This window comes from Thalassospira alkalitolerans, assembly GCF_002115745.1.
Taxonomy (GTDB): domain Bacteria; phylum Pseudomonadota; class Alphaproteobacteria; order Rhodospirillales; family Thalassospiraceae; genus Thalassospira; species Thalassospira alkalitolerans.
This window is the reverse complement of the sequence record NZ_JFKB01000009.1, coordinates 211,640-235,785: the sequence shown is the minus strand read 5'-3', so window position 1 is coordinate 235,785 and position 24,146 is coordinate 211,640. Positions and strand designations below refer to the sequence as shown.

The following is a 24,146-nucleotide window of genomic DNA, read 5'->3' as shown; positions in this document are numbered from 1 at the left end:
TTATTTTACCTCGATCCGGGTGGTGCGCGGCAGGGCGGCAATCTGATGCGGGCTTGCGAAAATTACATCGACCCCGCATGGAAACAGGGTGGTGTTTTCGCGGCGCCATGTATGGAAGGCGGCCGGTAAGCCAGCCACCGAAAGCATGTGTGTTTCCTTGATGCCCGGTCCGGTCAGGATCATGTCGGGATGGTCAGATATCGCATCGACCATAAAGACGACCGTCGCCGATTGATCGGGGTATTCGGCATTGCCAACGGCAAGGCGGGACAAGAATGACAAATCATCGTCAAGACGGGCAAAGGCGAAATCGGCCTTTGCGGCATCGTCAACAATCGGGCAACCACAATGGAATTTCAAATGGGTGATTGCTGCGCCGCTTATACAGGCAGGTGACAGCCAAACCGGTGTATCCATGTCGATCATTGCAAGGGCAAAGGCGGTGGCCGTTTCGTTTAGCCCGTCCGGTGCGGCGATGCTGATTGGCAGATTGTAAATGTTGCCGGGGCGCGACATGGCATCAAGAACCGTGCGGAAAACGGCATTGGATTGAAATGCGTCATGCTCGAAACCCGGAAGCAGATCTGGTGCGATGCCAGACGTGGTATGTGGGGCGGTCATTCGTCTTCTCCGCGGACTAGGGTAAAGAAATCGACTTTGGTGGCGGCGATCTTGCGGGCATGATCGCGTTTGACGACGGCCTGTTTTTGCGCAAGGTCATCGATAAAGGATTGCGCCGCCCCATCGCGCAGCATCACGGCATCAAACAGGGCGGCATATTCCGCCTGTGTGCGGTCGCGCCCTTTGACATAGGCGTGGCCAATCGTGCCATCCGCAAGTGTGACTGAGCATCGCGTCACCGTCATTTCGCCCAGGTTGAAGCGCTGCCCCGCACCCCCGGCACGCCCACGAACCATCACCATGCCGATCTGTGGTGCGCGCAAGGTTTGCCATGCAACATCGGCGTAATTGCCCTGCCAGTGGGTCGCCAGTGTATTGCAATCGGTACGTGCCAGAATGCTCATCCAGTATTTGCGGGCGGCGGTGGCAGCATCGATTTCTGGCTCGGTCTGATTTTTAGCGTTCTGATTCTGACCGTGTTGGCTTTGGCCGGTTGCGCTTTGTGGGGCGGTCTGCGCCGTCATATGTCTGATCCTTTTTCATGGATGTCGACAAATTCATAATTTGTCTAGACGTCTATACCTATTGACGTTATAAGACGATCTCGCCGTCTTGGCAAAGGTCTTGCGGTGAAAGTTTTGTGAAAGGGGATGAGGATGGATTGGGAACCGGGGCTATCTATTTGGAAGCAAATAGAAAAACTGCTTCTGAGCGATATTGCTGACGGGGTCTTTGCGCCGGGTGATAAAATGCCGACAGAGATGGAGCTGGTCCGCCGATTCGGGGTCAACCGCCATACAGTGCGACGCGCCATGGCGGCCCTTGTTGACGCGAACGTGGTCCGCGTCGAACAGGGGCGTGGTGCCTTTGTGCAGGAACAGATTCTTGATTATCCGCTTGGCAGCAAGACCCGGTTTTCACAGATTGTATCGGGGCGGCATCGTTTGCCCGACAAGCGGTTGATTTCTTCTGAAATATTAAAGGCCAATGCCAATATTGCCCAGTTTCTGGATGTCAAACCGGGCACGCGTGTGATCGAACTGTTTTCTGTATCCGAGGCTGATGGCATTCCGCTCGCCGTCGCCACCAGTTATTTGCCGGTTGCCCGGTTCGAAGGGATTGTTGAAATATTCACCCAAACCAAGTCACTGACCGAGGCATTCAAACATTTCGGGATTGACGATTACAGCCGCAAAACTACCCGCATCAGCGCGCAATTACCGTCATCACGCGTTGCCAGCCTGTTAAAACAGGCCAAAAACCGGCCGGTTATTTCAACAGAAAGTGTGGATGTTGATGCATCTGGCGTTCCCATCGAATACGGGATCACTGCCTTTTCAAGCGACCGGGTACAGTTGATTGTTGAATAGGGGCTGATGCGAAATCAGCTTTGCGGTTTTCGGCACCAGAATTGATACATCCCGGCAAATGTTGACGGGTTTTTTTGCTCATAGGCATGCCAATTTTTCAGTCGATCGCCTTTATCGCCTTGGTTGATTGCGTTTCTTTGGCGATTGAATTTTTGGGATTCCGTGGTTTCAAAATCAATGAATTCCAACCCCAGATCCGTCAGGTATTGTTCTATTTGCAGCAGTGTAAATCGGTGTTCCTGTATGTGAAAAATCAGGTCCCGGCAATCGCTTAAGCTAAAGAAATCAGTACTATCAAGCAGGGTGTTTTTGGCGTCACTATCCGATGCTAAAATATCTTGGCGACATTGGCGGATATCATCTGCGGTGGATTTATACCCTTGTTTGGCAATGAAATCGCGTACTTGCACAATGGCTTTGCGGCCGATTTCACTATAAAGCGCGATTTTCATCAATCCACCGGGCTTTAACATATGGCAAAGAACCCGCCATCCGGCCATTGGGTTGTCCATATGGTGCAAAACACCGCCGCATTCGATCAGGTCAAACTGGCGATTTAGCTCGTTAAGTTTAAGAATATCTGCCTGCCCATAGGTCAGATTTGTCAAACCAAGTTGTTCGGTCTTGCGGCGCGCATAACTTAGGCTTGAAAGGCTAAGGTCGACGGCCAGAATAGTCACATCCTTAAACCGTGAGGCAACATCAATACTGTGCTTTCCCGTACCGCAACCCGCGATAAGGATTTGCGGATGTGCCGGGCTTTGATAATCGCCAAGGTCCATCATCAGCGGATAGGATTTTAAGGTTTCATCGATTGGCTTGGGCGTTTGGAACAGCGTGGTATGGTTCCAACGCGGATAGGGGTTTTCTTCGTATTGGGACCGGACGGCTTGGGAGATGTCGTCGTCAATACCAGTTAATTGCGGGATCTGATCGCGCAGATAGCGTTCCTGATTGGGCTCGTGGAATTGCTGTTCAAACAATGATTTCAGATGGTTTGGCAGGTTTTTTCGCGAAAGACGTTCCGCCCACTCATATTCGTAAAGTGGCTTGTAACAGGCCAATATGGCCGGGATTTCCATGTTGAAATCCTTGTCGGCCATTATGTTGTTGTATAGTTGTTGATCAAGTTCTGCGACTTTTGTACGTTCTGCATCTGTCAACGCATAGACATATTCGTTGTTAAAGCATTGGGCTGCCAATGCTGCGATCAGCGGAACATAAAAGCCGGATTTCCCTCCGTCTTTAAACAGCATGATCTGGCGAAGGGACGTCAACGTTCGTTCAAAGCGCAAATTCGACAGCGGATGGGCTTTCAGGGCCTGTAGAAAAAGCGGTTGCCCCTGAAGCGTATCAAGATCTGCGGGATTAAGCTTTTCAACCGAACCCGCTGCATTTGAAATCCGTTCGACGGCTGTATTGAACCTATCCTTATGGATCAGAACGGCCAGTGTGGCTTTGGTGGCACTACGGGGATTGATTTGATTGCAATTTAAAACGTCACTTAATGCTGATTCCAGCGCGTCATTGGTGCTGGTGAAAGCACAATTTTCAATCGTGGTCGCAAAGCAGGCAAGGTGCCGGCGGACACCGGCTTGAAGGCTTATGGCCTGAAGATGATGTTGCAGGGCTTTGCCGGGGTGGCCGACAAGATTAAGGGCAACCGCCAGATCAGTATGCAGGTCGGCATCATTTGGCATCAGACGCAGTGCGCGCGCATACAGATCAAGCGCTTCGTCGGTTTTCCCGATATGGACGTAAAGTTTTGCAAGCCCCCTGAGCGATGCCAAATGGTCAGAGTTATGACCAAGGACAATTTCGAAATGGCGGATTGCTTCGTTGGTATGGTTCTGGTTGCCCAGAATTGCGGCAAGGTTGCTGTGGGATTCAATATGATCGGGTTGCAAGGCGATGGCTTGGCGGAAATGGTGTTCTGCATCGCTGACCATGCTTAATTCAATAAGCGCAACACCAAGATTGCTGTGTACTGTCGCATTGTTTGGGTTGTGGTGTATTGAGCTGCGCATCAGGTCAACGGCTTTGCGATGATCCCCGTTCTGATAATGACACAGACCGCTTAAATGCAATGCATCGGGTTGATTGGGGATTTGTTTTAGGATGTCGCCATAAAGGTTCAGGGCGGCGGGGATTTTTCCATTGGTTTGGTATTGCAGTCCCAATTGCAATGCCTGCGCAAGCGTTGCTGTGTTTTTGCCTGTTTTGCCGCTTTGAACCATTTGCTTTACCCTTAAACACCGTTGGATATGATTTTATAACATATTCCGAACCGGTTAATATTCTCGTCCCGCGCGGGTTTTGTAAACCGGGAAGCCAAGCTTGAAGCGAATGGAGCAGGCGCGTAAGCCAAACGCACATAGGAAGGCAATCAGCGCGACCGGTGCCCGCGGCAGGGTAAGGATATCGGTGCCAATGACATAGATTGATGCGCCAAGCAACGCACAACTGATATAGATTTCCGGGCGTAATATAAGCGGGATTTCGTTACACACCACATCGCGAACCATGCCGCCAAATGTGGCGGTTATGGTGCCAAGGATGATCGCAACAAGTGGCGATACGCCAAGGTTAAGACCAATTGCCGCCCCGGTAACGCCAAACATCGCAAGACCAAGCGCATCAAGCCAGATCAGCGCGATATATCGCCGTTCGACCAGATGGGCGGTGAAATAGGTAAAGACCGCACTGCCAATGCAGGTAATCACCCAGGCTGGGTCACGGATCCAGAAAACCGGTGTGGCGCCGGTAATCACATCGCGGACCGTGCCGCCACCGATGCCGGTAAAAGTTGCAATCAGAATGAAGCCGACAATATCCATCTGACGCCGTGATGCTTCGAGCGCGCCGGTCACCGCAAAAACCGCAACGCCGGTCAGTTCAAGCCAATAGATGATTTGGGTAATGGTCATTACATCTTTTTCATTGCTGTTTCGATGGCAGGCGTGACAGGGCGGAAATGACGGGAAAAATATGATTAACCGCCTGATATTTTATTAAAATACTTGCGGGCCCCGGTTTTCCATATGTTGGACGTTGTCATGCCAAACGGAAGACGAACCGGGTAAATGTTTTGCATGGCCGGGCTTAAAAATTCGTGCACGCGCTCTTATATGGCCATCAGCAACAACGTCCATACAAATGACGGCATAAGCACCGCCAACACATGAACTGCTGTATGCCAATAAGGGTGAGGATCGACTTTGAAAAGTCTTTCGGGGGTCGGTATTCGTATCCAGATCGCATTGGCGACGGCGGTGCTTGTCGTTGCTCTGGCTGGTGCCATGAGCTATGTCATCGGACAAAGATCAACTAATGATCTGATGAAGCAGATCGGGACTGGCATGTCCGATATTGCCTTGCAAATGGCTGATGAACTTGACCGCACCATGTGGACACATCGTGGCGAGGTTGCAGTTCTTAGCACCCTTCGTGCCTTGCGCAATCTTGATGATATTGATCAGGTCAATGTCCTTATCAGTCGGTTGCAGCATGAATTGTCGATCTTTACCTGGATTGGTGTTCTTGATGCCGAGGGAAATGTCGTGGCGGCGACCGGTGATATTTTATTAGGCAAAAATATTTCGGCTCGACCAATCTATCAATATGGCAGCAAGGAAGTGTTCATCGGTGATGTTCATGACGCAAAACTATTGGCCAAGGAATTCCCCACCCCGACCGGCGAGCCCTTGCAGTTTGTTGATATTGCCGCACCGCTGTTAAACGATGCCGGGCATTTCAATGGTGTTCTGGCGACTCATCTTAGTTGGGAATGGGCAAATATCGTCCGACGCAGTCTGTTTTCCGGTCTGGGATTGCATCGTAATGTTGATATTTTTGTCATTAGTGCAAATGGCACAATCTTGCTGGCGCCCGATATTGTGATGAGGGGGCAAACGCTTGAACTTGATATTTTTGATGAAGCTCGGAAATCTCATGTCGGTTGGAAAATTGCAGAATGGCCCGATGGTAAGGATTACCTGACCGGGTTTGGCCCCGCAGACGGCCATCTTGATTATGCCGGACTTGGGTGGTCGGTTCTGGCTCGTCAGAACGTGGAAACGGCTTTAACGCCTGTGACCGAATTGCGAACTGATATTCTGGGTGTTGGGCTTGGTCTTGCGGCTTTGTTCAGTCTGATTGCCTGGTGGGGGGCGGGCTATGTTGTTGGCCCGTTGGTGAAAATCGCCCATGCCGCCGGACAGCTCAAACGCGGCGAAATTGACAACTTGCCGGACGTAACAGGCGCGCGTGAGATTAATATTCTGTCGCATAGTTTGCGCAGTTTGGTGATCAAGTTAACCGAAAAGGACACTGCCCTTGGCGAGATGAAGCATATCGCGCATCACGATCCGCTTACCGGGTTGGGCAATCGGCTGGCGCTGGATGTTTATTTGGAACATGCATTGGCACAAGCCAATCGCCAGCGTAGCAGATTGGGTATTCTTGCCCTTGATCTTGATGATTTCAAGTTGATCAATGATCGGCTGGGGCATGCCGCTGGGGATGAAGTTTTGTGTGAAGTTGCTCGCCGGTTGCGCCGATGTGTGCGCGGTGGTGATCTGGCCGCACGTATCGGTGGGGACGAAATGGTTATTGTTGCCCATTTGGGCGACGGTGGCGAACAGGAAGTGCGTGTGTTTGCCGAACGCATTCTTGGTGACATTGTGATGCCATTCATCACGGGCGGTCATCGTGCGTCGATCAATGTCAGTATAGGCATTGGCATTTATCCCGAACACGCCATGTCAGCAGACACTCTGTTGGAAAAAGCAGACCAAGCGCTTTATGTGGCGAAAAGCAAGGGCAAGCATTGTTACGTGATCTATGGTGAGGAACAGCGCAACCAAAATTCCGGTTCACGCGCCTAAGGCGGTGTTGCCGTAATATTCTTTGTTGGGTACTCAAATACTTGACTTGGCGGGCATTGCTGCGCATTAAGCAAAACATGACCATTTCATCAGAAACCGAACTGGAACATTTGCGCCGTATTGGACGGATTTGCGCGCGCGCCCGCGATGTGATGGGTGCGGCAGCAGTTGTTGGCATAACAACTGCTGAACTTGATGCCATTGGCCGCAAAATCCTTGCAGATGCTGGGGCGATATCTGCACCCGAAAGTCAGTATGATTTTCCCGGGGCAACCTGCATCAGTGTGAACGAAGAAGTTGCCCATGGCATTCCCGGTGATCGGGTTCTGGCCGATGGTGATTTGATCAACATCGATGTTTCAGCCTCACTCGAGGGCTATTTTTCCGATACTGGAGCCAGTTTTATTGTCGGAACGCCGCGCCCGGAAATCGAAAAGCTGTGTTTTGATGGCAAAAAGGCAATGTGGGCGGGGATCAAGGTTGTGCGCGACAAGGCCCCGATCCGTGAAATTGGGCTTCGGATCGAAAATTTTGCCAACAAGGGTGGTTATAGCCTGATTAAAAACCTTGCCAGTCATGGCATTGGAAAATCATTGCACGAACATCCCCATACCATCCCGACATGGGATGACCCACAGGAACGGCGGTCCCTTAAAAAGGGGCAGGTGATCACGATTGAACCGTTCCTGTCCTATGGCGCGAATTGGGCGCTTGAGGGCGAGGATGGTTGGACGCTTCTTGCCGATACCGGTGCGCCCACGGTGCAATACGAACATACCCTTGTGGTAACACCGCGCGGCCACGAGATCATGACCCTGAGCGCCTAGATCGTGGATCCGCGTTTTTATAGCGCGCCGCATCTCCAAATATGAAAAGGCCGTCCGAAACCATCCGGACGGCCTTTTGATTCATGGTTTGATGCCACATGCCTTGCGGGCAATCAGGCGCCGTATCGGGCCTTGGCTTCGCGGCGGCGTGCATGCAGAACCGGTTCGGTATAGCCGTTTGGCTGTTCGCGACCCTTGAACACCAGATCACAGGCCGCGGCAAAGGCAACGCTGTCATCGAAATTCGGGGCCATGTTGCGGTATTCCGGATCGCCTTCGTTTTGTTTGTCAACGATGGCGGCCATGCGCTTCATGGTTTCCATCACTTGTTCTTTGCTGCAAAGCCCGTGATGGAGCCAGTTGGCAATGTGCTGGCTGGAAATACGAAGTGTTGCCCGGTCTTCCATCAGGCCGACATTATTAATGTCGGGTACTTTGGAACAGCCAACCCCGCTATCGATCCAGCGAACAACATAGCCAAGGATGCCTTGGGCGTTGTTATCAAGTTCAGCCTGGATTTCGCTTGGCATCGGGTTGATGTCGCCAAGGCGCGGGATCGACAGGATATCATCAAGGCTGGCGCGGTCACGCTTGCCGATTTCGTCCTGAACCGCACGAACATCAATCTGATGATAATGCATGGCATGCAAGGTCGCGGCGGTTGGCGATGGAACCCATGCGCAATTTGCCCCGGCTTTTGGATGGCCGATTTTGGCGGTCATCATTTCGGCCATACGGTCCGGTTTGGCCCACATGCCTTTGCCAATCTGGGCAATGCCTTTCATGCCGCATTCAAGGCCGACATCGACATTCCAGTTTTCATAGGCTGAAATCCAGTACTGGTCTTTCATCGCTTCCTTGCGAACGACCGGGCCTGCTTCCATGCTGGTGTGGATTTCATCGCCAGTTCGATCAAGGAACCCGGTGTTGATGAAAACAACACGCTCCTGTGCTGCACGGATGCATTCCTTAAGGTTCACCGTTGTGCGGCGTTCCTCGTCCATGATGCCAACCTTAAGGGTGTTTTCTGGCACCTCGATTGTCTTTTCGACAAAGGCAAACAGATCGTTGGTCAACTGGACTTCTTCGGGACCGTGCATTTTCGGTTTAACGATATAGACGCTGCCATGACGGGAATTTGAAAGCTCGTTCTTGCCTTCGACGTCATGCTTGGCGATCAACCCGGTGATCATCGCATCCATGAAACCTTCGGGCACTTCGTTGCCTTTGGCATCAAGGATGGCATCGGATGTCATCAGATGGCCGACATTGCGCACCAGCATCAGGCTGCGTCCGGGCAGGACAACATCATTGCCATCAAACCCCTGATAGGTCCGGTCCGGGTTCAGACGGCGCGTGACTGTCTTGCCACCTTTCTCGAAGCTTTCGGAAAGCGTACCTTTCATCAGGCCAAGCCAGTTGCGATAGACAACAACTTTGTCCTCGGCATCGACGGCGGCGACGGAATCTTCGCAATCCTGAATGGTTGTCAGGGCGGATTCCATGATCACATCACAAACGCCCGCGGCATGGGTTTTGCCAATCGGGTGGGATGGATCAATCCGAATTTCGAGATGCAGGCCATGATTGCGCAGCAAGATTTCTGAAAGTGCACCGTCTTTTTCATTATAACCGATGAATTGCGACGGCTGTGCAAGCGAGGTTTCAGATCCGTCCGAAAGGGTCACAACCAGTGTCCACCAGCCAGAACCATCTTCGCGAACTTCGTATTTGGTGACGTCGGCATGATTGCCATTGGCAAGTGGCGTTGCCTGATCAAGGAATTTAGCGGCATAGGCAACAACCGCAGCCCCGCGCTTGGCGTTAAAGCCTGCGGTCTTTTCCTTGCCGTCTTCGTCACCGATGACATCGGTGCCATAGAGTGCGTCATACAGGCTGCCCCAGCGCGCATTTGCAGCGTTCAGGGCATAACGTGCATTCATCACCGGCACAACAAGCTGCGGACCGGCAACGCGGGCGACTTCGGGATCGACATTGGTGGTCGAAATATAAAAGTCTTCGCCCTCGGGCAGGAGATAGCCAATCTCGGTCAGGAATTCCTTATAGGCAACCGGGTCACGGGCCTGATCCTGACGCGATAAATGCCAATCGTCGATTTTGGCCTGCAATTCGTCGCGCTTTGCCAGCAATGCCTGGTTACGTGGACCCAGCTCGGTCACCAGCTTTTCAAACGATGCCCAGAACTGATCGGCCGAAAGACCGGTGCCGGGGATGATTTCGTTGGCAATCAGATCATGCAGAACCGTTGCGATCTGAAGGCCGCCTTTTTTGATGCGTTGGGTCATATTTCCTCTCGACAGGCTTGGGTCTTGCGCAAGGCCGGATGTGACCGGACGCATATGTTTGTCACAACATATGGGCTGGATGCGGGCCGGGTCCACAGGCGGTTTCAAATTTATGGGATGTTTTCCATATTGTGGAAACAATCCCGAAGCCGGTAAATTCAGTGCTGCGCGCTGTCATACAGGTGTAGCACTGTGTGGTTATAGGTCCTGACCCTAGCGTTTGTTGTCGTTCGGGTCTGTGATGCCTGCGTTGATATTCATCATATCGCTGGTTTGCGCGTCACGGGTTTCTGTTTCTGGATGGGCAATATCACCAGCCCGATCACTCGCAACAGATTCACTGCCATCAGTCTCTTCGATAATGTCATCCGTGATCGGGGACATTTCAAGTGCCATAGGGGTTGTCCGCGGCACGGCAACGAAATGCCCCTGTTCCGCGATTGTGATGCTACGGCCAAAGCCTGCGCGATATATCGCAAAGCTTCCGACCAATACGCCGACAATCGAAAACAGTACCGGCATGGCCCATGGTCCGAAATGGCCAATGGCAAGTGACCCGATGATTGGCCCGGTTGCCGCAGTGGCCCCGTAAATGATCAAAAGACCACCCGATGCTGATACGATCTGATCCGGTTCAAGGTAGTCGTTCACATAGGCAACCGACAGGCCGTAAATCGGCATGATGAACACGCCAATGATACCGCCCCAGATGGTCAGGTTATTGCGGACAATTTCCGGTGCGATCAGGGGAAAGGCCCCGCTGATCGCAAGGCCGATTAACACGGCAATCATCACGTATTGGCGCGGGACAATGTCGGAAAGGCGGCCAATCGGCCACTGCATGATCATGCCGCCAAAAATGACAAAGGCCATGAAACTGGCAACGTCATTGGTTGCAAGGCCAAGTTCGGCGGCAAAGATTGGTCCAACACCGTAAATGGCGCCAGACAGGAACCCGCTGCCAGCGGCGGCAACAAAGCCAAGTGGGGAAATACTATACAAGCGGCGGAACTTCATGCGTTCGCCACTGACGGCGGCGGGCGGTGGTTGCCGTGTCAGGGCAATTGGCACCAGAGACAAAGACAAAAGAACCGATGCAAGTGTAAACAGTTCAAAACTGCGAATCGGGGAAACATTCAATAACAACTGCCCAATCGCCAACCCGGCCAGCGATACGGTCATATAGGCGGCAATCATGCTGCCGCGTGACTTGTTGTCGACCTGTTCGTTCAGCCAGCTTTCAATCACCAGATAAAGTGCCGAAACGCACAGACCGGTCATCGCGCGGAACAAAGACCATGTCAGGGGATCGACAAAAACGGCATGTAAAAGTGTAATTGCCGACCCGGTCGATGCCAGGGCCGCAAAGGTGCGGATATGACCAACCCGGTTCACAAGCCCGGCGCCCCAGATGATGCCGCCGATAAAACCGGCATAATAGGATGCCATGATGATACCGGTATAAATCGGTGCAAATCCCTCGGCCGAGGCACGCAGTGCCAGCAACGAGGATTGCAAGGATGCCCCGGTATTAAGCGTGAAGGCTGCAAACAGTGTTGCAGACAATGCAATAAGTAGGGCAACCGGCGAACGCGGCATCGAATCCTCGCGGTGGTATGGCGTTACAGGCACTACCCTGCGCAAAGGTCTGGAACCCTGTCAATCTTTACAAGGTGCTGATACGAAAGGCGTTGTGGCATGTAAGGGGCATCTGACGGATCGAACGTTGCGGTAACTATAATGTTCCCGTGAAATGCGCAGATTGCTTTAGAACCAAAGCTCTGCCGCGAATAGCACGGGTTTTGCGCAACTGCTATGTAAAATTGCGTGAAACTCGGCAGTGCAAAGTCAGGTTTTGCAAATAACCGGCTTGACCTTGGCGTGCCCGATGGGCTCTATGATTTTCAATTGGATACAATTTGCCAAAATCAGCCGGAAAAGAGGCGGGTTTTTGCGTTGATCGCCACCAATGGCCCGATCCGCATCCAAGTTCGGTAATTGCAAACCGACCGGCGTTCGGGACCAGCAAGGGGAGGAAACCTTGAAAATTCTTCGTACAATCGGCGCGATTGCGACCGGTATCATTGCCTTTTCATCCGTGACTGCCGCACAGGCAGAAACCCGTGTGACTCTGAAATCGGCCAAGGCAGCTTCATCTTACTATCAGATGGCCGCCCAATTCGCCGAAGCCATGAAAACCGGCACGGATGGCAACATCATTGTGACCGTCGAAGAAAGTCAGGGATCCGTCCAGAACGTGATGGAAGCATCGGTGCGTCCGGGCAATTACGTTTTCACCAGCCCGCCCGCCCTGATTGGCTTGGCACAGGCTGGCAAGGGGGCCTTTGAAGGGCGCCCGACCGAAAAATTCAACGAAATCCGTGCCCTGTTCCCGATTCCATCGCTGACCATGCATTTTGTTATGCGTGCCGATGCGGGTGTTACCGATTTTGCCGGTCTTGCGGGCAAAACCATTTTGCTGGGCAAGGGATCGTTTGGCGCCAAGGAAGGCGAGAAATATCTTGGTCTGTTTGGTTTGACCGATACGGTTAAATTGGCCGAGGCTGAACTTTCTAACGCGGTTGCCGCCCTTAAAAACGGTCAGATTGACGGGTTTGTAACGGCCGGTTCCTGGCCTGCGCCGAATGTGATCGAAGCCGCAGCGGGAACCGATGTGACCGTTCTGTCGCTTTCTGATGACGAACTTGCCAAAACCAAACGCGATCTGACGGTGATCCCGGCCGGTACTTATAATGGTCAGGACAGTGATATCCGGACTTCATCCTTGTCCGTTGTTGCCTATGCGACGACCCAGATGGATGATGAAACCGCCTATCAGTTGACCAAAACCTATTGGGATCAGAAATCGAAAATGGGCGCAAATGCCGCATGGTGGAAGGGTGTTACCCAGGACATGCTTGTTAATATCAAAGGCAAAATCCATCCCGGTGCACTGCGTTTTTATGCCGAATCCGGTTTTCCGGTTGGCGATGATCAGCGTTAATCGCAGATCGAAATAGTGTTGATGACAGGCCCGGCAATCCCAGCCGGGCCGTTCTTTATCTGAGACTGACGTTCAGGATGACAATGTCTGCTGTTTCCCGGCCCTTCTGGATTGCGCTTGGCGCGGTTTCCATCGGTTTTCATCTTTGGCTGATTTTTTCCGGGCTTGTGCCCAATCTGATCAGCCGGCCGCTGCATATGGCGCTGGCCTTGCCATGGGCGTTGGTTTTTGTTGCCAAAACACCCCTGCAAAAGATCAGCGGACTGATCCTGACGGTGATCGGACTTGGTGCATGTTTGTGGGTGGCGATCAATCACAGCATGCTGGGCGACCAATACGGGTTCCTGATCGGCAATATGCAGATCGCAATATCCTTTGCTCTTTTACTCATTGTTCTTGAAATGGCGCGCCGTGCGATTGGCTGGCCCTTGCCGATGGTGGCGACAATTGCACTGCTTTACGGGTTTTACGGCGAATGGGTTCCCGGCGAATTTGGCCATGCCGGACTGCCACTTGAAAGCATGTTGGGCACTCTGACGATTGCCGAAGGCGGCCTTTGGGGCAGTTTGACCGGTGTTTCGGTTAGTATCGTTGCGATCTTTGTGATCTTTGGCGCGATACTTAACGCGGGCGAAGCCGGTCAGGGCTTTATGAATGTTGCCGGTGCGGCGGCGGGCCGTTTGCGCGGTGGTGCGGCCAAGGTTTCGGTGATTTCCTCTGCCTTGTTTGGATCGATTTCCGGGTCGGCATCGGCCAATGTGGCCTCCACCGGGGCGATTACTCTTCCGGCGATGACCAAGCTTGGCTATCCCAAACGTCTGGCGGCGGCGGTTGAAGCGGTTGCATCGTCGGGCGGACAGATCATGCCGCCTTTGATGGGGGCGGGTGCCTTTGTCATGGTTGAACTGACCGGGCGTCCCTATGTCGATATCATGGTTGCGGCAATCTTGCCCGCGACCCTGTATTTCCTGGCCGTTTGGGTCGGGATTAATGCTTTTGCCCAGCGATATGACCTGCCGGGTGTCCCCGAACACGATCGGCCTGATACACGTGCGGTGATTGTGACATCGGCCTTCTTCCTTGTGCCGTTTGGTGTTTTGTTATGGGGCATGTTTGGCGGTGGATATACACCGCAATATGCCGCCTGTCTGGCGATGTTGGCCGGGGCGGTCTTGCTGTTTTTTGACGGTAGATTGCAGTTTGACCTTAAGCGCACAGGTGAACGTTTTACCGAGGTTTGTCTTAGTGCAGGCCGACAGGTATCGATGATTGCTTCGATTATCTTATGTGCATCCATTGTGATCGGGGTTCTGGGCCTGACCGGGCTTGGAGTTAAGATCACATCGCTTTTGTTGTCCGGGTCGGGTGGGATGCTTTGGCCAGCATTGCTGTTAACTGCGTTGGCGTGCCTTATTCTTGGTATGGAAGTTCCGACCACCGCGGCCTATGTGATTTGTGTTTCGGTTGCCGGGCCTGCCTTGATTGAACTGGGGCTTGATCCGCTTCAGGCGCATTTATTTGTGTTCTGGTTTGCCTTGCTTTCGACCATTACCCCGCCAGTTTGCGGGGCGGTGTTTATCGCCGCTGGCATGGTCGAGGAAAACTGGCTTAAGGTTGCGGGCACCGCAATGGCGCTTGGCATTGGGCTTTATATTGTGCCACTGGCGATGGTGGCGAACGGATCACTGATTGATCTTGGGGGGCATCCGCTTTGGGCGATTGCCGCCGGGCTTAAGGTCGCGGTCGGTCTGACGGCGATTTCCTATGGCATTATTTCACCCCGGCACATTGTGACCCGGATCGGATTGGTTACGATAGGCATGATCGCAATTTTTGCGGTGGGGTTCTAAAGATAAAAAAATGGCCGACGATTTTCACGTCGGCCATTTTTTGTTTATGCATCGGGTTAAACCCGGCCACTTCGCGGCCCGGCAAAGAACCAGATAATCAGACCAAGAACCGGCAGGACCAGAATCAAAACCGTCCACAGGACTTTTGATCCGGTGCTGGCACCGCTGCCCATTACATTGATGATTGCCCAGATATCGGCAATCAGAATGATCAGTCCAAGAATTCCACCATATTCAAGCATAACCCAACCTCGTTTTTATGTGTCAAAAGACATTCATTCCATTCGGTATTCCTATGACCCAAACGATTGGGATCGAAAGTTGTTCCCGGATAAATTGTTTTCACAATATGGGATCGACCTGTGTCTGGATTGTGGCCGACACGGAATATGTTTTAGGCGACCTGTCCGGCGGACCAGCCTGATGACCAAGCCCATTGGAAATTGAAACCGCCAAGATGGCCGGTAACATCGACGACCTCGCCGATGAAATAAAGGCCGGGCACATCGCGACATTCCATGGTTTTTGATGACAGTGCATTGGTATCGACCCCGCCAATCGTGACCTCGGCCGTGCGGTATCCTTCGGATCCCTGTGGCATGACCGACCATTGATTGACGTCAGTGGCAAGGGCGCGCAGGGCCTTGTCGCCAGTTTCGCCAATCGGGCGGTCAAGGCCATGGCGGGCCGTAATCATTTGCGCCAGACGGTTGGGCAGGATACGCGACAGCACATTATGCACCGCTTGTTTCGGGTTTTCAGATTTGGCCGATTTTAGAACGTCAAACGCGTCTTCTTCGGGATTAAGGTTGACGGTGATCGCATCGCCTTCATCCCAATAGGACGAAATTTGCAGGATCGATGGGCCGCTTAGGCCGCGATGGGTAAACAGCAAGCCTTCCCGGAACTGCTTTTTGTTGCATTGAACAATTGCATCAACCGAAATACCTGAAAGCTGGCCCAGATCGGCCCGCGTGTCGGGATCAAAGGTCAATGGCACAAGGGCCGCGCGTGTGGGCACAATATCAATCCCGAATTGACGGGCAATCTGATAGCCAAAACCGGTTGCGCCGATTTTCGGGATCGACAAACCACCGCAGGCCACGACAAGTGATTGGCAGGTCCATTGTGCGCCGGTGCGCGTCGTCACATCAAACCCGTCATCATCGCGTTTGATGATATTGCTGATTTCGGTATTCATGCGCAGCTCGACATCTGCCGCGTCGCATTCATCAAGCAGCATATCAATGATCTGAAAGGATGAGTCATCGCAAAACAGCTGGCCCAGCGTTTTTTCGTGCCAGGCAATGTTATAGTGATTCACCAGTTCAAGGAAATCATACTGGGTGTAACGTTTGAGTGCCGAAACACAGAACCGTTTGTTTTGTGACAGGAAGTTTTCCGGGCTGGCATGCAAATTGGTGAAGTTGCAGCGCCCGCCACCGGAAATCCGGATTTTTTCGGCCGGTTTTTCGGAATGGTCAACAACCACGACGGATCGGCCGCGCTTGCCGGCTTCAATCGCACACATCAGACCGGCGGCACCGGCGCCGATTACAAGGACATCAATCTTCTTCACGCAACAAGGCCAATCTCTTGGGGAAACAGACCTGCCTTATACGAACAAAATGGCACTCTGTCAGCGTTTGTCCGTGGTTGTTGGCGTCATGAAATGTTTGCGAGGGATGTCTCAGGCGTAACGTTGCTTGTCGATGCCGGGTTGGCTTGCCGGTGAGGATGTGTCGTCCTCGGTGATTTGACGTTCGGTTGCAACCTGATTGCGGCCCCTTGCCTTGGCAAGATAAAGTGCCTTGTCGGCCCGTTCGATAAAACGCCCCAACGGTTCACCGAGTTCAAATGTACTGGCGCCGATCGATACGGTGACCTGGCCCAGTTCCTGATGACGGCTGCGGCTGACGACCTTGCGGGTTTCAATGTTGTGCCGGATATGTTCGGCCAATTGACGGGCACAGCCAAGGCCGGTCTTTGGCAGGATGACGGCGAATTCCTCGCCGCCATAACGTGCGGCGGTATCGCGGCCTTTGACATTTTGTTGCAGGGTTTGCGCCATCAGGCGGATGACCTGATCCCCGGCCTGATGGCCATGGGTATCGTTAAAAGTCTTGAAGTGATCAATATCGATCAACAGCAAGCTCAGCGGTTTACCCGATTCCATCGATTGCATGGCGGCATCACGCAATTGCAGGTCAAATGCCTTGCGATTGGCAATCCCGGTGAGCGCGTCGGTCATTGCCTCGCGCTTCATGTCTTCAAGGTCCTGGCGCAGTTTTGAAATTTCGCTCGACGTATGATCAAGACGGGTTTCAAGGATGTGGTTTACGTCTTCAATCTCGCGTGTGGCGCCCAAAAGCGTGGTTAACGCCTGTTCAAGATTGTTGAAATCCTTGTCGCCGATATATTCACAAAAATGATCCAGCGCCAGACCATAGGCCCGGGTATCAATCCCGGCATTGCGGACGGTTTCCAGAATGGATGTCAGTTGAATGCGCAGGTCTTCGGATATCTGGGAAACGATTTCGCGTTCGCGCACATTGTCAAAAAAGCGCGCAAACAGATCGCGGCATTGCAATTCGTCAAATTCGCGATGATTGCTGCGCAGGATATCAATCGTTTGCCGCAGGTCGGGTTTCTCTCCGGACAGGTAATTGTAAAAGATCGTGAAATTGTTGGGATGCGCAACAACGCCCAGCTCGGCCATTAGGGCGAGCGCGGTTTTTGACAACTCCTGTGCCTTATCCGGGCTGGTGGCGTAGTCAACCATGAATACCTGTGCGAATTTCCAAAAAATGTATGTTTGGGTAGTGGCAATATATCGTTACAGTCCAAGAATAACGTTGATTTGGATCATGATTGAATTTGGTTCATAAGGAACCCGACAGAAAATAAAATCGATACAGGGATACAGCGCGATATGACGTTACGGTTCAAGCAGTTCGCCACTTTGGTGTTCATGACAATGGTTGTGTTGATTGCACCACCGGTCACGGCACAGGAGGGTATGGGGGCTGTTTCTGAAAAAACCGAGAACACATCAAGCGATGCTTTTCCACCGGTTGATTATCGCCCGCTTGATCCGGTGGAACGGACTAATTTTCCGCCCCTGATGGAACGTTATGTTTTGGACGAACTGAAGTCTCTGCGTACGGAAATGCAGGGGATGCGTGCTGAATTGTTGCGCGAAGTTGTCAATCGTCAGCTTGAAGCAATCGACAAGGCAATTTCCTATTCTTCGAACACGGTGACTTATTTCTTCTATTTTGTGGCGGCCGTTGGTGCGTTGCTGACCATGCTGGGTTGGCAGTCTTTGCGGGAGCTGAAATCAAGTGTTCGAAATCTTGCGGATACCGAATTGCGCCGTCTGGCTGGCGAATTTGAGGTCCGTCTGAGCACGCTAGAGGACGAATTGCGCGAAAAAAGCATGATGATCAACGATCATCAGCATGAAATTGAACGCACCCAAGCCATCCATGCTTTTTGGCTGCAGGCCGATAAGGTAACCAATCCGCGCTCCAAGATCGAGATCTACGACCAGATTCTTGAACTGTCACCGGGCGATCCGGAAGTCATGGCCTATAAGGCCGATGCCGCCCTGCAACTGGGGGATCGCGATTGGGCGCTTAGCCTGTGTAACCGGCTTCTGGCCGAGGCCCCTGATAATGCCAATGGCTATTACCAGCGCGCCTGTGCCAATGCCGGTCTTGGTTACAAGGAAGCTGCTCTTGCTGATTTGCAGCGTGCGGTCGCCCTTTCCGATGCCATGCGCCAACCGGCCTGGACCGAGGTTGAGTTTGAACCGCTTCGTGATTTGAAGGAGTTTGAGGAAATTCTGGGTGGTCAGGATCGGGCACCAAATTATAACCCGGCCCAGCCCCCAAGCTAGCCCCCATCACCTGGTGAATAGATCACCCGTAATTATCCGGAAAATGGGGGTGGTTTTTGCTCGTTTTGAATGGTGTGGCTGTACGAAAAACCCCCGGCAATATGGATCGCCGGGGGGGAGATCATCAAACCGTCAGGTCGGGTTAACTGGCCAGTTCGTTCCAAAGCGGATGGATCGGCGCAACGTCGTTCTCAATCTCGCTGAACCGGGCATCGCAATCAAAGAAGAAGTTATCAGCAAGGTCGTCATTGACCTGTGAAACTTCGCCAACGATAACCGGGCCCTTGCCTTCTTCACCGTAAAAACGATGCACAAGGGTGCGTGGCAATGTCACGCTTTGTCCGGCTTCAAGCACAACTTTGCCACCAGCGGGCAGAATATTGAGCTTGCCATCGGTTCGGACATGAACATCATTGACCATATCCATTTTGCCATCATCGGTCAGGTTACACAGTTCAATCACCAGATTGCCGCCACCGCGTACAATGATGTCTTCCATTTTGACTTTGTGGTAGTGCCAAGGGCATTCCTGATTTTCACCGACAATCATGATTTTTTCGGCATAGGGCACTTCGCCCGGCTGGCGCAGAATACCATTGCGCAGGCAAAACAGGATCAGGCCGCGTTTTGCAAAATCGCCTTCGCCGTAATCGGTAACATCCCAGCCCATCTGATGGGTTCGGCACCATTTTGCAAGATCGGGGTTTTCGTCCCATTGCGCCGGGGAATAATGCCCCCAAAAAGGTAACTTAAAGGAAATGGATTCGAACAGTTCCTTGGCATGCGTGATATGTGCATTGATATCGGAACGGCGCATGGACGACCTCGTAAAACTTGTGCATGTTTAAAATGATTTGGCCGCGCGATGCGCAGGCGTTGCAGGCTTTTAACATGATAGGTCTTTGAATGCGACTGAATTTGAATGCATTCAATCATGGAGTATTTCGTTCAGTTTCGATCTGAAATGACGGCCCTGATTTTGTCGATATTGTTGCGTCTGATAAACTTTCAAATACAAAAATTCTATGTTCAGCCAAGCAACAATAATCAGGGAAACATCGGCATGTCGTCTTCTTCGGGTTTTGCAAAATTTATCGCCGCCTTGGTGGTCAGTGCCGGTATCGCCGGAGCCGGTTGGTTGGTCGGCAAGGGTTTGTCGGATATGCGCGCTCTTGATCGTTTTGTCACGGTCAAGGGGTTGGCCGAACGCGATGTGATCGCGGATCGTGCGGTTTGGCCGATTACCTATGTTGCAACCGATGATGTGCTGCAAAATGCGCAGGCCAAGATCGAAAGCGATACCACGGCCCTTCTGGCGTTTCTTGACACACACGGCATTACCAAGGACATGACCGAACTTCAAAGCTTGCAGGTGACCGATCAACTGGCGCAATCCTATCGTTCGGGCCCGATTGAAAGCCGGTATATCGTCAGCCAGACGATCCAGGTGCGGACCGATAATGTCGATGCGATTGTCGCGGCAACTCAGGATATCGGCAAACTGTTGCAGGGTGGCATCGTTTTGGGCGGACAGGGCTATAACCCCGGGCCAAGCTTTATGTTCACGAAGCTTAACGACATCAAACCGCAAATGATCGCGGCGGCCACGGCGAATGCGCGTGAAAGTGCACAACAATTTGCCATTGATTCCGGGGGGCATTTGGGTGGTATTCGCCGCGCAACCCAGGGATTGTTTCAAATTCTTCCGGCGGATGGCGCGCCTAATATGATGGAAAGCCAGCAGATCAATAAAACCGTGCGCGTCGTCACGACCATGGAATATCTGATCGAGGATTGATCAGGGATATCGCTTGCCCGGTTGACTTGCGCGATAAAAATGCTTCTATGCGCCCCATGGTGCAGCTGATCCTTTTTAATAAGCCGTATGGCGTTTTGACTCAGTTTACCGATCGTGAAAACGGTCGGGCGACTTTGGCTGATTATATCAATCAGCCCGGCGTCTATGCCGCCGGGCGTTTGGACCGTGACAGCGAAGGATTACTGCTGCTGACCGATAACGGGCCGCTTAATGCCGAGATCGCCCATCCGAAATTCAAAAAACCGAAAACCTATTGGGTTCAGGTCGAAGGCGAACCGACGGATGCAGCCTTGGACGCCCTTCGCAATGGGGTTGAGCTGAAAGACGATATGACCCGCCCGGCGAAGGTGCGTCTGATGGACGAACCGGAAAATCTGTGGCCACGCGATCCCCCGGTGCGGTTTCGCAAATCCGTCCCGACAAGCTGGATTGAACTTAGCATCACCGAAGGCCGCAATCGGCAAGTTCGGCGCATGACGGCGGCGGTGGGGTTTCCGACCTTGCGGTTGATCCGCTATTCTATTGGGGATTGGACGCTTGATGATTTGGTGCCGGGTAATTGGCGCGCGATTGAGGTTTCTGCCCCGGAACCGGGCCCGCTGCGCATCACGCCGTTGCGCAAAGTACAGGATCGCAAACCCCAGGACCGAAAACCGGGAAACGGTGATAATGTCGTGCGGCCTGCGCAGCTACAAAAATCACGCAAATATAAACAGCCGCGCGGTGGCAAGCCGCGCACACCAAAAGGATAAAGGCAAATGCTGAGCTATTTGCACGGCTTTCACGCAGGTAATTTTGCTGATGTTCACAAGCATGCTGCCATGCGGATCATCCTTGATTATCTGTGCACAAAGGAAAAACCATTTTGTGTGATCGATACCCATGCCGGATCAGGATGGTACGATCTTGGCAGCAAGCAATCGGCCAAGACCGGCGAATGGAAAAACGGCATCGCAGCGGTGCAGCAAAAAGCCAATCCACCCAAACAAATGCAGCCTTTCCTTGATCAGATCGCAGCCTTTGATCCAATCGCCAAGGGGCGGGATTATGGCGTGTTTGAAGATGATAATCTAACCGGCCCGTTTTATCCCGGATCGCCCTTTATCATGCGCGAAGTTTTGCGCGATCATGATGAAATGATCCTGATGGAATTGCATCCGCGTGAATATGATTTGCTGGAATACAGTGTTGAACGCGACCCGCGTATTCACCTGCATAAACGTGATGGTTACGAAGGGTTGGTTGGTATGATGCCGCCCGCCATTCGTCGCGGGCTTGTCCTGATGGATCCAAGTTATGACGTCAAACAGGATTACCAAAAAGCGGCAAGTTCAATCAAGCGTGCTTGGGAACGCTGGGAAAATGGCATGTTCATGCTGTGGTATCCGATCCTTGAGGCGGGGTTTGATGCTGAATTGCGCGAAAACTTTACCCAGATCAAGGCCAAGGGCGGCGTGCTGTGCGCGGAACTGTCGACCAATCAGGGCGGTGCCAAAGGGCGCATGCGCGGCACCGGGTTGTTGATCATCAATCCGCCATACGGGTTCGATCAACAATTTGATGAAATCGGCCAATGGTTGTGTGATGCGGTGAAACTGCCCGGCCCGGCAACGCATCGGACTCAGTGGCTCGTACCGTCGCAGTAACTGGCGCCGAAAGCCTGTCGTAAAACAAAAGGCCCCTGACATCGTGTTGATGTCAGGGGCCTTTTTACATTGGGATTTGGGTTGTTGATCCTTGCCGGGGTCGTGATGGCGACAAACAAGGTTCGTATGTTGGTTAGGCTGGGGTTCTGTGTTTTCATGTGCAGGCCCCGTCACGCATTGCGATGCGGCGGGCTTTAGGGTAAAGCAGGCCCAACAATGAAAGGCCGTTTCATGCTCCATCCGATTGCCGAAGACCTGATCGCCCATGTTTTGCATCGCGATTCAAACGTCATCGTTTTAAACAAGCCGCCCGGATTGGCGTCGCATGGCGGGCCAAAAACCTATTTCCACGTCGATGCCTATTTGCCGGACCTGAAGTTTGGCATTCAGCCCGAGCCAACACTTGCACACCGGTTGGATCGCGATACGGCGGGATGCCTGTTACTGTGCCGTCATCCGAAATCATCAAAAAAGATCACTCGCCTGTTTACGGAAAAGTTGATCAGCAAAACCTATTGGGCAGTGGTGCGCGGTGCGATGGCCGACGAACATGGCTTTATCGATGCGCCGATTGGCAAGACCAATGATAAAAGCGGCTGGCGCATGCTGGTGCATGAAGACGGGCAGCCATCGAAAACCGAATATCAGGTGCTGGGGCGTGGTAAGGATGCGGATGGTGGCGATATCACATGGCTGGCCTTAACGCCGCATACAGGGCGCACGCATCAGCTGCGTGTGCATCTGGATCATATCGGGCACCCGGTGATCGGTGATCCGTTCTATGGTCGGGGCGATGAAGCGCCGATTTTTGGCGCACCACCGACCTTGATGTTGCTGTCACGGCAAATCATCATACCATTCCATGCAGATCGTGATCCGGTGGTGGTTGATGCTCCGCCGCCGGAATTAATGCGGCCGGGTTTAGAGGCATGCGGCTATGACGGGGACTTTGCCCTGCATGCGGCGTCAATTGATGCTCAGTATAGCGGCGATGACGGAGACGCTGAAAGCGGACAGGAGAGTCTCGATAGTGACGATTGAGGCCATGGCTTCGGCGTCACCTTTGAGCTGTCGTGCCAGAATATAGGCATTCCCCGCGCAGGGCATTCCGGCGTAAAGCACACCCATCGCCAGGACCATACCGTCAATTCCGGCAAGATGCAGGGCAATGCCGGTGATGAACGGCAGCACGGCCAGCTTGATGGACGTGGACAGTGCAATTGCACCAAGCGCCTGTTTATCAAGGACAAAGCGAAGACCGGCCCCGACCGATAACAGGCTGAGCGGCAAGGCCGCAGTTTTAAACAGGGCGGCGGTATTTTCAATCGGCAGGGGCACGTGAATATTGCTGATATTCAGGATGGCACCCGCCCCCGCAGCAATAATGATCGGGTTTTTGGCAAGCCCCATCAGGATGCGTTTAAAGCTGCCTGTGCCCCCGGCAAAGGCATTGAGCACGATAACACCGAGCATATTGGTCACAATCACCATAATCGCAACAAAGACAATCGCCAGCGCCAAGCCATCGCTGCCATAAAGCGCATCGGCAACGGCCAGCAAGACATAGCTGTTGTAACGTACTGATCCCTGAAAGATGGATGTGAAAAGCGGCGTGTTGCGTGTGATCAGAGGGCGCAGCAATAACAGGGCGGCAGCCAGACCAAGGGTCGCGGCAAGTGTTATCGTCACCGCAGTACCCGCGTGGCCGGAACTGAAATCGGCCCGATAGATTTCCACCATCAGAAGCGACGGCAACAACAGGTAATATGTTAGCCGATCAATTCCGGCCCAGATATCGGACCCGGTGATCAGATAGCGTTTCAGCGCCGCACCGACAAGAATGGCGGCAAAGATCGGGAAGATGGCAGCGATCAGGTCATAAGCAAGTTGCATGGGGTGGTCGCCGTTTTGTCAGG

Annotated in this window: 21 protein-coding genes; 10 read left to right on the top strand and 11 right to left on the bottom strand. The window is 52.7% G+C overall.

Annotation, left to right across the window (positions count from 1 at the left end; translation table 11 throughout):
• Window positions 1–621 (bottom strand): phosphonate C-P lyase system protein PhnH, encoded by a 621-nt coding sequence (gene phnH / locus TALK_RS14555; protein WP_085619853.1) that lies wholly within the window; start codon window positions 619–621, stop codon window positions 1–3.
• Window positions 618–1,145 (bottom strand): phosphonate C-P lyase system protein PhnG, encoded by a 528-nt coding sequence (phnG, locus tag TALK_RS14550; protein WP_085619852.1) that lies wholly within the window; start codon window positions 1,143–1,145, stop codon window positions 618–620. Before phnG ends, phnH begins: the two co-directional genes overlap by 4 nt.
• Before the next feature lie 132 nt (window positions 1,146–1,277).
• Between phnG and phnF the strand changes: the two genes are divergently transcribed.
• Window positions 1,278–1,991: a phosphonate metabolism transcriptional regulator PhnF gene (phnF, locus tag TALK_RS14545; protein WP_085619851.1), complete on the top strand. Its 714-nt coding sequence runs from the start codon at window positions 1,278–1,280 to the stop codon at window positions 1,989–1,991.
• 14 nt (window positions 1,992–2,005) lie between these two features.
• Here the strand turns inward: phnF and TALK_RS14540 are convergent, their stop codons facing one another.
• Both TALK_RS14540 and TALK_RS14535 read right to left on the bottom strand, forming a co-directional pair.
• Window positions 2,006–4,228 carry a class I SAM-dependent methyltransferase gene (locus TALK_RS14540; RefSeq protein WP_085619850.1) on the bottom strand — a complete coding sequence of 741 codons (2,223 nt, stop codon included), beginning with the start codon at window positions 4,226–4,228 and terminating at the stop codon, window positions 2,006–2,008.
• Window positions 4,229–4,282: 54 nt separating this feature from the next.
• The gene (locus TALK_RS14535) at window positions 4,283–4,918 is read right to left on the bottom strand and encodes a trimeric intracellular cation channel family protein (RefSeq protein WP_085619849.1); all 636 of its coding nucleotides are present in this window, start codon (window positions 4,916–4,918) and stop codon (window positions 4,283–4,285) included.
• Window positions 4,919–5,209: 291 nt separating this feature from the next.
• On the opposite strand from TALK_RS14535, the gene TALK_RS14530 reads away from it, so the two are divergent.
• Window positions 5,210–6,877, top strand: a complete 1,668-nt coding sequence (locus TALK_RS14530) for a sensor domain-containing diguanylate cyclase (protein WP_085619848.1) — start codon at window positions 5,210–5,212, stop codon at window positions 6,875–6,877.
• Window positions 6,878–6,954: 77 nt separating this feature from the next.
• Complete coding sequence (gene map, locus TALK_RS14525) at window positions 6,955–7,704, top strand: type I methionyl aminopeptidase (protein WP_085619847.1); 750 nt, start codon at window positions 6,955–6,957, stop codon at window positions 7,702–7,704.
• 113 nt (window positions 7,705–7,817) lie between these two features.
• Here map and TALK_RS14520 read toward each other — a convergent pair whose 3' ends face one another.
• Both TALK_RS14520 and TALK_RS14515 read right to left on the bottom strand, forming a co-directional pair.
• A complete protein-coding gene (locus tag TALK_RS14520; protein ID WP_085619846.1) occupies window positions 7,818–10,010 on the bottom strand; it encodes a malate synthase G in 2,193 nt (730 codons plus the stop codon).
• Between the two features lie 213 nt (window positions 10,011–10,223).
• Window positions 10,224–11,609: an MFS transporter gene (locus TALK_RS14515; RefSeq protein ID WP_245829931.1), complete on the bottom strand. Its 1,386-nt coding sequence runs from the start codon at window positions 11,607–11,609 to the stop codon at window positions 10,224–10,226.
• 442 nt (window positions 11,610–12,051) lie between these two features.
• Between TALK_RS14515 and TALK_RS14510 the strand changes: the two genes are divergently transcribed.
• Window positions 12,052–13,014, top strand: a complete 963-nt coding sequence (locus TALK_RS14510; protein ID WP_245829929.1) for a TAXI family TRAP transporter solute-binding subunit — start codon at window positions 12,052–12,054, stop codon at window positions 13,012–13,014.
• 83 nt (window positions 13,015–13,097) lie between these two features.
• A complete protein-coding gene (locus tag TALK_RS14505) occupies window positions 13,098–14,864 on the top strand; it encodes a TRAP transporter permease (protein ID WP_085619844.1) in 1,767 nt (588 codons plus the stop codon).
• A gap of 56 nt (window positions 14,865–14,920) precedes the next feature.
• On the opposite strand, the gene TALK_RS14500 is transcribed toward TALK_RS14505, so the two are convergent.
• The 3 genes from TALK_RS14500 to TALK_RS14490 form a co-directional block, all read right to left on the bottom strand.
• A complete protein-coding gene (locus TALK_RS14500; protein WP_085619843.1) occupies window positions 14,921–15,106 on the bottom strand; it encodes a PLD nuclease N-terminal domain-containing protein in 186 nt (61 codons plus the stop codon).
• A gap of 152 nt (window positions 15,107–15,258) precedes the next feature.
• A complete protein-coding gene (locus TALK_RS14495; RefSeq protein WP_085619842.1) occupies window positions 15,259–16,443 on the bottom strand; it encodes a BaiN/RdsA family NAD(P)/FAD-dependent oxidoreductase in 1,185 nt (394 codons plus the stop codon).
• A gap of 111 nt (window positions 16,444–16,554) precedes the next feature.
• Window positions 16,555–17,646 (bottom strand): GGDEF domain-containing protein, encoded by a 1,092-nt coding sequence (locus tag TALK_RS14490; protein WP_085619841.1) that lies wholly within the window; start codon window positions 17,644–17,646, stop codon window positions 16,555–16,557.
• A gap of 150 nt (window positions 17,647–17,796) precedes the next feature.
• Between TALK_RS14490 and TALK_RS14485 the strand changes: the two genes are divergently transcribed.
• Window positions 17,797–18,765 (top strand): TPR end-of-group domain-containing protein, encoded by a 969-nt coding sequence (locus TALK_RS14485; protein WP_085619840.1) that lies wholly within the window; start codon window positions 17,797–17,799, stop codon window positions 18,763–18,765.
• Between the two features lie 142 nt (window positions 18,766–18,907).
• Here the strand turns inward: TALK_RS14485 and TALK_RS14480 are convergent, their stop codons facing one another.
• Entirely contained in the window at window positions 18,908–19,582 is a 675-nt protein-coding gene (locus TALK_RS14480) for a D-lyxose/D-mannose family sugar isomerase (RefSeq protein WP_085619839.1), read from the bottom strand.
• A 246-nt stretch (window positions 19,583–19,828) separates the two neighbouring features.
• Here TALK_RS14480 and TALK_RS14475 point away from each other — a divergent pair, with 246 nt between their 5' ends.
• The 4 genes from TALK_RS14475 (at window position 19,829) to TALK_RS14460 (ending at window position 23,271) form a co-directional block, all read left to right on the top strand.
• Complete coding sequence (locus TALK_RS14475) at window positions 19,829–20,563, top strand: SIMPL domain-containing protein (RefSeq protein ID WP_085619890.1); 735 nt, start codon at window positions 19,829–19,831, stop codon at window positions 20,561–20,563.
• A gap of 95 nt (window positions 20,564–20,658) precedes the next feature.
• Window positions 20,659–21,336: a pseudouridine synthase gene (locus TALK_RS14470; RefSeq protein WP_245829927.1), complete on the top strand. Its 678-nt coding sequence runs from the start codon at window positions 20,659–20,661 to the stop codon at window positions 21,334–21,336.
• 6 nt (window positions 21,337–21,342) lie between these two features.
• Window positions 21,343–22,230 carry a 23S rRNA (adenine(2030)-N(6))-methyltransferase RlmJ gene (locus tag TALK_RS14465; RefSeq protein ID WP_085619838.1) on the top strand — a complete coding sequence of 296 codons (888 nt, stop codon included), beginning with the start codon at window positions 21,343–21,345 and terminating at the stop codon, window positions 22,228–22,230.
• 216 nt (window positions 22,231–22,446) lie between these two features.
• Window positions 22,447–23,271, top strand: coding sequence for an RluA family pseudouridine synthase (locus TALK_RS14460; RefSeq protein ID WP_085619837.1), 825 nt, complete (start codon window positions 22,447–22,449; stop codon window positions 23,269–23,271).
• On the opposite strand, the gene TALK_RS14455 is transcribed toward TALK_RS14460, so the two are convergent.
• Window positions 23,197–24,123 carry an AEC family transporter gene (locus TALK_RS14455; RefSeq protein WP_085619836.1) on the bottom strand — a complete coding sequence of 309 codons (927 nt, stop codon included), beginning with the start codon at window positions 24,121–24,123 and terminating at the stop codon, window positions 23,197–23,199. The genes TALK_RS14460 and TALK_RS14455 overlap by 75 nt on opposite strands.
• Window positions 24,124–24,146 lie beyond the last annotated feature (23 nt).

What these genes read in the sequence shown, in the direction of transcription:
- TALK_RS14480 (WP_085619839.1), bottom strand. Translation starts at nt 19,582, where the DNA reads ATGCGCCGTTCCGATATCAATGCACATATCACGCATGCCAAGGAACTG.
- TALK_RS14500 (WP_085619843.1), bottom strand. Translation starts at nt 15,106, where the DNA reads ATGCTTGAATATGGTGGAATTCTTGGACTGATCATTCTGATTGCCGAT.
- phnG (WP_085619852.1), bottom strand. Translation starts at nt 1,145, where the DNA reads ATGACGGCGCAGACCGCCCCACAAAGCGCAACCGGCCAAAGCCAACAC.
- phnF (WP_085619851.1), top strand. Translation starts at nt 1,278, where the DNA reads ATGGATTGGGAACCGGGGCTATCTATTTGGAAGCAAATAGAAAAACTG.
- TALK_RS14465 (WP_085619838.1), top strand. Translation starts at nt 21,343, where the DNA reads ATGCTGAGCTATTTGCACGGCTTTCACGCAGGTAATTTTGCTGATGTT.
- map (WP_085619847.1), top strand. Translation starts at nt 6,955, where the DNA reads ATGACCATTTCATCAGAAACCGAACTGGAACATTTGCGCCGTATTGGA.
- phnH (WP_085619853.1), bottom strand. Translation starts at nt 621, where the DNA reads ATGACCGCCCCACATACCACGTCTGGCATCGCACCAGATCTGCTTCCG.
- TALK_RS14460 (WP_085619837.1), top strand. Translation starts at nt 22,447, where the DNA reads ATGAAAGGCCGTTTCATGCTCCATCCGATTGCCGAAGACCTGATCGCC.
- TALK_RS14455 (WP_085619836.1), bottom strand. Translation starts at nt 24,123, where the DNA reads ATGCAACTTGCTTATGACCTGATCGCTGCCATCTTCCCGATCTTTGCC.
- TALK_RS14475 (WP_085619890.1), top strand. Translation starts at nt 19,829, where the DNA reads ATGTCGTCTTCTTCGGGTTTTGCAAAATTTATCGCCGCCTTGGTGGTC.
- TALK_RS14505 (WP_085619844.1), top strand. Translation starts at nt 13,098, where the DNA reads ATGTCTGCTGTTTCCCGGCCCTTCTGGATTGCGCTTGGCGCGGTTTCC.
- TALK_RS14520 (WP_085619846.1), bottom strand. Translation starts at nt 10,010, where the DNA reads ATGACCCAACGCATCAAAAAAGGCGGCCTTCAGATCGCAACGGTTCTG.
- TALK_RS14515 (WP_245829931.1), bottom strand. Translation starts at nt 11,609, where the DNA reads ATGCCGCGTTCGCCGGTTGCCCTACTTATTGCATTGTCTGCAACACTG.
- TALK_RS14490 (WP_085619841.1), bottom strand. Translation starts at nt 17,646, where the DNA reads ATGGTTGACTACGCCACCAGCCCGGATAAGGCACAGGAGTTGTCAAAA.
- TALK_RS14535 (WP_085619849.1), bottom strand. Translation starts at nt 4,918, where the DNA reads ATGACCATTACCCAAATCATCTATTGGCTTGAACTGACCGGCGTTGCG.
- TALK_RS14540 (WP_085619850.1), bottom strand. Translation starts at nt 4,228, where the DNA reads ATGGTTCAAAGCGGCAAAACAGGCAAAAACACAGCAACGCTTGCGCAG.
- TALK_RS14485 (WP_085619840.1), top strand. Translation starts at nt 17,797, where the DNA reads ATGACGTTACGGTTCAAGCAGTTCGCCACTTTGGTGTTCATGACAATG.